We start from the raw sequence: 211 nt of genomic DNA on the forward strand, positions 1-211 counted from the left end.
TGTTCCTACACTCGCCGTCGTACCCGCTATTGCTACAGGGACATCAATTTGAGCCCCATCATTACCCACATCCGCAACGGATGACGTGGCATCTGCTACTGTTCCAAGATTACGTCTTGGCCCCTGAGTATAATTACTGCCTGTTTGGGCACCTTGAGTCAGGCTCACAGGTGTCGGTATATTCACCTCCCATTTACGGCCGGTGTAACCT

Annotated in this window: 1 protein-coding gene; it reads right to left on the bottom strand. The window is 51.7% G+C overall.

Features of this window, described 5'->3' with window-relative positions; all coding sequences use genetic code 11:
* Window positions 1-211 (bottom strand): hypothetical protein (locus tag KFE26_RS23930; protein WP_212601938.1); only part of this gene is annotated, 211 nt, incomplete at both ends.

The sequence above is a fragment of the Shewanella sp. M16 genome (assembly GCF_018224605.1).
Lineage (GTDB): Bacteria > Pseudomonadota > Gammaproteobacteria > Enterobacterales > Shewanellaceae > Shewanella > Shewanella oncorhynchi.